Source organism: Maribacter sp. 1_MG-2023 (genome assembly GCF_030547005.1).
In the GTDB taxonomy this organism is placed as follows: domain Bacteria; phylum Bacteroidota; class Bacteroidia; order Flavobacteriales; family Flavobacteriaceae; genus Maribacter.
This window is the reverse complement of the sequence record NZ_JAUOPN010000012.1, coordinates 135,339-141,956: the sequence shown is the minus strand read 5'-3', so window position 1 is coordinate 141,956 and position 6,618 is coordinate 135,339. Positions and strand designations below refer to the sequence as shown.

The window sequence follows — 6,618 nt, the reverse complement described above, 5'->3', positions numbered from 1 at the left end:
CTTGATGATGCCCATTGTACTCTTTTACTATTCTTAAAACTTGAAAAGAATGAATTTCTTCTTGTTTCTGTCGGTGTATTTCTGATAAAAGTTCTCATGATGTTTGATTTTATATTGATGATTAATAATTTTCTTATACTTACAAGACGAGGGTATTTGAAATTTGTTACAGTACTATGCATAAAAAGGTACTGTTTTTAACAGAAAACTATTTGATTATTTTGTTTATATACTGATTTACAGTAAGTTAAATTAATTCAAAGATTTTGTAATTTTAACATTATTTTCGAAATCCATTAATATAATTTGATTTTAAGGGTAGGAGAAAGGGCTAAAAAAAAATATAAAAGCATATATAATATGATGTGAATTAAAAATTATCATAAAGTCTCTTAAAAGTTTGCTAGTTTGAAGCCTACTAATGCTAAATAATTGAAATACAAATCATATCTTTGCAGAACTTTAAAGGGATGCAGATGATTCTTGCAATGACCTTACAACAAGTGGCATTAATAAGTTTACTCAAAATACTTACCATTTGTTATATACGTCAACACGTATTTCAATTCCTTTACAGTAAAATCTATTATTATCATTAAAATTACGAATGGCAAAATCACAACAGACATTTAATAAAACTGAAAAAGAAAAAAAACGCTTAAAAAAGCGTGAAGAAAAAAAGAAAAAAATGCTTGCTCGTAAAGCAGCTACTAAAGAGAGTGGTACTTCTGGTATTCCACTTGCTTATGTAGATTTCAACGGAAACTTGGTAGATACTCCGCCAGATCCAGCAATGAAAGTGGAAATTGAGGCAGAAGATATCGTTTTAGGTATTCCTAAAAAAGAAGAAGGTGATGTTGAAGAATTCGATCCAGTAAGAAACGGTAAAGTTTCTTTCTTCGATACAACAAAAGGATTTGGTTTCATTATAGACGCTGAGAACAACGAAAAATACTTTGTTCACGTTAGTGGTCTGATCGATGAAATTATGGAAAACGATAAAGTTTCTTACGAGTTAGAAAAAGGCATGAAAGGTATGAACGCCGTTCGTGTAAAGAAAATTTAGTTTTAAAGATTTTTAATGGCGAAAATGCAACGAAACACCGTCCTGGTAGTATTGTCATTTTTCGCCATTTATTTCATTTGGGGTTCTACCTATTTATGGAATAAAATTGCAGTAACAGAATTACCAGCTTTTATGTTGGCAGGTATTCGTTTTGTAATTGCTGGTATTCTTATTTTTATTATATCAAGAATATTAGGCTTCTCTCTTAAAATTACCAAACAACAATTCAAGAATACTATTCTTGCAGGCTTTCTATTTCTGACTTTTGGAAACGGAGTTGTGGTATGGGCTCTTAAATTTGTAGATAGCAGCTTTGCCGCTCTCGAAGTATCAGCTCAACCTTTAGTGGTTTTAATAATGATGCGCGTATTTCAAGGAAAGAAAATACAACCAATGTCAATAGTGGGTGTAGTTCTCGGGATAACAGGTATTTTTCTTTTAGTCGGACAGAAAGACATCATTGCACAAGACGGAGCGATATTGGGCATGGTATTAATTTTTTTCTGCATGCTTAGCTGGTCTTATGGTAGTTTATTTGTTGGCAAAGCCGATTTACCAAAAAACTTCTTTGTAAATACTGGTTATCAAATGCTAACTAGCGGATTGTCGCTTTTGATAATAAGTATAGTTCTAGGTGAACAATGGTCATCACCAACCACATGGAGTACGCCTGTACTTTGGTCTATGTCTTTATTGATTGTTCTCGGTAGCATCGTAACTTTTACTGCATTCAATTACCTGCTTCGTTTAGTATCTCCAGAAAAAGTTGCTACTTCTACGTATGTAAACCCGATAATTGCAATGATTCTGGGTTGGTATTTTTTAAACGAAGATATTACCATGCAATCAGTGATTGCGTCAGTTGTATTATTAACAGGTGTCTATTTCATTAATAGTAAAAAGAGCTTAACAATATTCTCAAGATTTTCAGGAAAACGTATTCCTAAAAATCCGTTAGATTAATGCTAACAGCAACTACTTCTCTTGGTGTCATATTCTCTAATTGAATATCACCAATGCGTACACGAATCAACCTAACTGTTGGAAAACCTACAGATGCAGTCATTTTACGAACTTGACGAAATTTCCCTTCTTTAATGATAATGCTTACCCATGAAGTTGGTCTGTGCCTACCAATTCGTAATGCCGAATCTGCATCGGGTAGAGATGGTAAATCGCTTAAAACCTTTATTCCACAAGGTTTGGTCTTGTATTTCTTTCCGAATATTCCGATAGTTACTCCTTCCGCTATTTTTTGAATTGCATCAGGTGTGATTAAGCCATCCAGTTGAACTAAATATTCTTTTTCAATTCCTGAACTATTTATAGTATCGCTCAACTTGCCATCAGTGGTCATTAATAGTAATCCTTCAGATTTTTCATCTAACCGTCCAATTGGCATTATCCCATCCGGAAAATCATAAAGCTCACTTAAAAATCGTTTTTTTCGAAGCTGCCGATCTTCTCCAGAGCTCATCTGACTCAACATTGCGAAGGGTTTATAGATTTTAAAATGGCTGTGTTGCATTAATTTTACCCCTTACGGTTTATTTTGATGACATATGGTCGCAAAAGATACCCTTTTTAACGCATGAATTAGTAATCTACTATAGAGAATGTTACCTTTGTACGCTCCAGAGAAGATTTTATGCAAGAGACAGTTTTTGAATTACAAGATAGAAAGACCGACAAGGAACTTTACAGCTATCAACAAGGAGCAATTCAACAAATTTTTGATAAGTTCGATTCAGAACGAGATGATTATCATTTACTATATCAACTACCGACCGGTGGTGGTAAAACAGTGATTTTTTCTGAAATGGTACGTCAGTATTTAAAAAACCACAACAAGAAAGTTCTGGTAATGACTCACCGTATTGAACTTTGTAACCAGACTTCTTCAATGCTAACCAGTTTTGGTGTTGTTAACAAAGTAGTCAATAGTAAGGCAAATCTTGATGACCATGAGCGTTACAGTTGTTATGTAGCCATGGTTGAAACCTTAAACAATAGGTTGAACGATGATCAATTAGATATTTCTGATGTTGGTCTTGTTATTATTGATGAAGCTCACTATAATTCTTTTACCAAACTTTTTAAGTTTTTTGAAAATTCTTTTGTTCTAGGTGTTACGGCGACCCCGTTAAGTTCTAATAAGGACTTGCCTATGAATAAAAACTATGATGAGCTTATACCTGGTGAAACCATAGAAAATTTAATAGCTAACGATTTCTTGGCTAGGGCAGAGGTATTTCAGTATGACATGGGACTTACATCTCTAGAAATTGGTTCTAATGGTGATTACACCGTTAAATCATCTGCTGATTTATATACGAGTCCCGCAATGCTTGGCAAGCTTTTAGAAGCTTACACCAAACATTCTAAAGGAAAGAAGACATTAATTTTCAATAACGGTATTGAAACATCTATTCAGGTATATCATACTTTCGAAGCTGCAGGTTTAAATATTAGGCACCTAGATAATACTGCTACTAAAAAGCAGCGTAAACAAATATTAAAATGGTTTAAAGAAACACCTGATGCTATTCTAACATCGGTTAGTATTTTAACCACAGGTTTTGATGAACCTACTATTGATACCATTATTTTAAACAGAGCAACAAAATCATTAACACTTTACTACCAAATGATAGGTAGGGGTTCTAGGGTTTTGAATAACAAATCGAAATTTACGGTTATCGATTTAGGTAACAACCTTTATCGTTTTGGACCATGGGGTGCAGACTTAGATTGGGGAGCTATATTTAAGTCTCCGAATTTCTACATGGATCGTATTAAAGACGATGAGGATATTGAAAGTGATTTCAAACTTGAGCTTTCTGATGAAGTTAAAGAAGAATTTAAAAACTCTAAGGAAACTTATTTCGATATCAAACAAACCTACGAAACGGCAACGTTTGCTGGGGAATCTTCTAAAGTTGTTCTAGAACGTTCTATTGCTCACCATGCATATATGTGTATAGAAAATAGCGAAGATGTTTATGATGCATTAGCCTTAGCTAAATTACTAAAAGAAGATATTGATAATCGTATTCATGTATACGGAAAATGTATTAGCAAGAGTACCTACAATTTCTTAAGCTGGTTAAAAGATGATTACCAAAAGAAACTTAACGCTTATTTAAGAGAGAACTTTGATACGGTTTTTGAAGATATTCATGGGCATCCGCCAGAAGATTAATTTGAATTGAAATTTTCTATTTCTTTAAAGAATTTTATAACATAAAAAAGGGCTGTTCAAAAATGAACAGCCCTTTTTATTTATAACTAATTAATGCTTACTCTACAATAAGACTGTACTGTGGTGTTGGATTTAAAGGACAGAAATATATGTATTCTCCTTTTTCCAGTTTAGTTTCTTTTGAATGACCTTCAGTATTATTCTTTACTGCAGCAGTTACATATGCTGTTTGAATATGATTTTCAGGTTTAGATGCATCTTTACCTTTTTTTACCAATACCAAACCAACATCTTTACCTACGTTGTTATTTGCAACATCGAAAACATAAGTTCCTTCGCTAACAGTAATTGATTTCTGCGTAAACTCACCAGTTGTCTGCTCTAACGCAATCTTCTTAACTGGTTGCTTCATCATTTTATCTTGCGCGTTTGCGTTAAATGAGAATGCCAATACGATAACTAAAATTGATAATACTTTTTTCATGTGTTTTAAATTTAAAGAGCTTTTGCTCAAATGGATATATTAATAATTATTGTTTATACTATTTTTTATAATGAAACTGCTACAGGAAAATCAACTGGTACTTGTGTCGTACTATGAATGTAGTTGGATATTGTTTTGTCACCTACTAATGAAATGGTGTCAATTAAATTTGCTTTTGTATACCCTGCTGCAAAATAGTTTTCTAAAACTTTTTCGTCTGTTCTACCTCTGTTTTCAGTAACATTCTTAGCCAATTTTGCTAAAGCGTCTAATTTAGAATCAAATGATGCCTTACCTGCTCTTAGTTCAATAATTTGCTCATCATTAAATCCGTTCATTTTACCTATTGCCGTATGTGCAGATAAACAATAGATACAGTTATTTACTTCACTAACCGCTAAGTTGACAACTTCTTTCTCTTTAGCTGACAAAGATGTTTTTGCGTTGGCAAAATTCAAGTAATTTTCTAATGCCGTATCACTATTTGCATATGTTGCATATAAATTAGGAACAAAGCCTAAAGCTTTTTCTAAATTATCGAAAATTGCTTGATTGTTTTCACTTACTTCTTCTCTTGTTGGTACGTTAAATGTGCTCATGTATTTTGTTTTAATTTTATTGATTTATTCTTTGATTTATCTTGTACAAAGGTATGTTCGCTATGAAGTACTTATCATGTAAAGACTTCCTTTCTACATGTCAATTTTTTCTTTATAGAAATGTATTGAATACTTTAGTTAATCTAGAAGAGCTATCAGAATCACAGTAGTAATCTGATAAATGGTTTCGGTGACAATGTTTTTCTACATTGATAGCATTAGTCACCACCGCCTTTTTAGACGTAAATATTTCTATTAAATTGAATATTGATTTGTGTTTTAAATTCATGTCTTTGTTGTTTTATTTCTACACTACAAAGATCTAGTTATTATGAATCTTAAAACGGACAATTTTACCCAAGGTGTTGTCGATACTTCCCTAAAATGATTTTTTGAGTTGTTTCTTGAAATCAGACGGAGATTGCTGTGTTTGGTTTTTAAAAAGACGACTTAGGTGCGAGGCATCATCGAAACCAATTTCATACGCTATTTCTTTTGCTGTCTTATCGGTATAAATAAGTAATCGCTTTGCTTCAAGAATTATACGCTCATGAATAATTTGCAGGGGAGTGGTATTAAATTTAGAAAAGGTATTAGATAAAGTTTTTGGAGATTTATATAATTTGTCTGCATAGAACGAAACTGAATGTTCTGACTTGTAATACTCTTCAACCAATAAATTGAATCCTCTTAGCAAATCAACTTTTACATCGTTGGCAGCTTCACTGAAACCTTCTTTAGCTTTTAGTAATCTTGTGCTCATAATCATAAAACGAGCCATGAGCATACGAAGCATTTCTGCTTGTATAGTGTCTTCAGTTTCTAATTCATCTACGAATACCTCATGTAAAGTGTCAAACTTTCGTTGATCTTTTTCGCCTAAATCGATTACAGGAATATGGGCATTTCCAAAAAATAACAATCCGGCACAGCTTACTTCTTGATCATGGTCTTTAATACAATAAAACTCTCTATTAAATTGATATACAATTAAGTCGCTGCCTTCTGTATATCGAAAAAACTGGATAGGTGTTAGTGCCAATAAACTATGTTCAGAAATTGTATACGGAACACCATCTACTTCTATAGAAGCTTTTTGATTAGTGGTTCTAATAAAAATATAAATTCCTGCTTGCTTTGGTTTTCTATATGATTCTAGCAATAACTCATTACCAATTTTAAGTAATCCACCTGTACTAAAATCTTTAAAAACTTCTTGCATGAAAACTTGGTCTAAAAAAAGGTTAATTCATTACATGAGTAACAA

8 protein-coding genes are annotated in these 6,618 nt (G+C 32.6%); 3 read left to right on the top strand and 5 right to left on the bottom strand.

From position 1 onward, the window contains the following. Positions 1-607 precede the first annotated feature (607 nt). Together Q4500_RS14070 and Q4500_RS14065 are read left to right on the top strand one after the other, a co-directional pair. Positions 608-1,066 (top strand): cold-shock protein, encoded by a 459-nt coding sequence (locus tag Q4500_RS14070; RefSeq protein WP_303600272.1) that lies wholly within the window; start codon positions 608-610, stop codon positions 1,064-1,066. A 15-nt stretch (positions 1,067-1,081) separates the two neighbouring features. Continuing rightward, the gene (locus Q4500_RS14065; protein ID WP_303600271.1) at positions 1,082-2,029 is read left to right on the top strand and encodes an EamA family transporter; all 948 of its coding nucleotides are present in this window, start codon (positions 1,082-1,084) and stop codon (positions 2,027-2,029) included. Here Q4500_RS14065 and Q4500_RS14060 read toward each other — a convergent pair. Then, positions 2,010-2,594, bottom strand: a complete 585-nt coding sequence (locus Q4500_RS14060) for a pseudouridine synthase (RefSeq protein WP_303600270.1) — start codon at positions 2,592-2,594, stop codon at positions 2,010-2,012. The two genes, Q4500_RS14065 and Q4500_RS14060, sit on opposite strands and share 20 nt — an antisense overlap. Positions 2,595-2,714: 120 nt before the next feature. Here Q4500_RS14060 and Q4500_RS14055 point away from each other — a divergent pair, with 120 nt between their 5' ends. Then, on the top strand, positions 2,715-4,268 hold the full coding sequence (locus Q4500_RS14055) for a DEAD/DEAH box helicase (protein WP_303600269.1): 1,554 nt from the start codon (positions 2,715-2,717) through the stop codon (positions 4,266-4,268). Between the two features lie 97 nt (positions 4,269-4,365). Here the strand turns inward: Q4500_RS14055 and Q4500_RS14050 are convergent, their stop codons facing one another. The 4 genes from Q4500_RS14050 to Q4500_RS14035 all read right to left on the bottom strand — a co-directional run bounded on the left by Q4500_RS14050 (position 4,366) and on the right by Q4500_RS14035 (position 6,573). Continuing rightward, positions 4,366-4,752 (bottom strand): hypothetical protein, encoded by a 387-nt coding sequence (locus tag Q4500_RS14050; RefSeq protein WP_303600268.1) that lies wholly within the window; start codon positions 4,750-4,752, stop codon positions 4,366-4,368. 65 nt (positions 4,753-4,817) lie between these two features. Continuing rightward, a complete protein-coding gene (locus Q4500_RS14045; protein WP_303600267.1) occupies positions 4,818-5,351 on the bottom strand; it encodes a carboxymuconolactone decarboxylase family protein in 534 nt (177 codons plus the stop codon). A gap of 112 nt (positions 5,352-5,463) precedes the next feature. Further along, positions 5,464-5,640: a hypothetical protein gene (locus tag Q4500_RS14040; RefSeq protein ID WP_303600266.1), complete on the bottom strand. Its 177-nt coding sequence runs from the start codon at positions 5,638-5,640 to the stop codon at positions 5,464-5,466. Between the two features lie 90 nt (positions 5,641-5,730). Next, positions 5,731-6,573, bottom strand: a complete 843-nt coding sequence (locus Q4500_RS14035) for an AraC family transcriptional regulator (RefSeq protein WP_303600265.1) — start codon at positions 6,571-6,573, stop codon at positions 5,731-5,733. Positions 6,574-6,618 lie beyond the last annotated feature (45 nt).